Consider the following 1,202-nt stretch of genomic DNA (forward strand, 5'->3'; position numbering starts at 1 on the left):
ATGGTATAGGAAATTATAAAATAAAAATGTTGTGGATGACTGGAATTGCTAATAATAGCCACGTCCGCCCTGCGCCCTTTCTACGACTTATGAAGACTTGCCAGAAGAGGTTATCCAGTTTACAAAGCTATACATTCTCGATTATTTTGGATCCGCTGTCACTGCTGCCCCATTTGTTCGAAATCTCTTCACATCTTTTTCCTTCCACACATAAAGGAACTCGTTGCTTTTCGTTTTCATAAACAACGCTTATAATGTGATTGAAAGATAGGTTAAATTTAGTTTTCAAAAAGTAAATTTTTGTTCTGGAAATATATAATACGAGGGGTGATGTTCATGGTAAGTGTACATAGAGATGATTTTTGTCCGTGTGGAAGTGGGAAAAAATATAAAATTTGTCACGGGGCGCCCAAATCCAAGGTCATTCAAATGGATACTAGTCGTTATGAATTTGAATTGGAACGATTAGAATCAGATCTTCTAAGCTTTGCCTGGTACGAATATGAAGAGGAATTGTCGGAAATGTCTGCTTCGGAAGCCCGCAAATATAATATAGATGATCAAGAAGTAATAGAGATTTTGAAGTACGGCCTTTTAGAATGGGCGATTTTTTATCAATCTTATCGCAAGGGACAATCCCTATTTGATGAATTTTATCGAAGAGAGAGGTATGCAATAAAGTATGAAAATGTTAGAAAAACATTTGAAAGTTGGAAGGAAGCTGTTCCATCCATCTATGAAATTATTGATATTACAGACACCTCTGTCACGTTTAAAGACCGGAGAAGTAAGGAAACATATACGTTGCTGAATAAAGAGCAAGACCTGGAGATGGAAGAAGTATTTATAGGAATATTAGTTCCTTCCATCCAATCTTATGACTATATGCTTATTCTGACTCCAGTTGTGAATTCGGAAATGTTGTGCAACGACAATCATCCAATCTATCAGCTTACGGACGAAGAATTCATTGAAAACTATCCGGAAATTTTAGTGAAATCAAGAGTGAACGAACACTTGGATGATAATTTTGCTATCGAGTGGGCAGATCCGCTGTACGGAGAAGTTATTGAAATTGTGACAGAGCAGATGAAAATGAAAGGGGCAGTTTCCGATCATTTTTTCGATATGGCGATTGTAATATGGAAATTATATACGGAAGCGGTACGTCCGACAATCAGAAAACCTGAAGGATTTGCTGC

1 protein-coding gene is annotated in these 1,202 nt (G+C 37.0%); it reads left to right on the plus strand.

Annotation, left to right across the window (positions count from 1 at the left end):
* Nucleotides 1-336: 336 nt before the first annotated feature.
* The coding region (locus tag WKU33_RS18900) for an SEC-C domain-containing protein (protein WP_340456131.1) at nucleotides 337-1,202 on the plus strand (866 nt) is incomplete at its 3' end.

The organism is Oceanobacillus sp. HCA-5259, assembly GCF_037892815.1.
Classification (GTDB): Bacteria; Bacillota; Bacilli; order Bacillales; family Amphibacillaceae; genus Oceanobacillus; species Oceanobacillus indicireducens.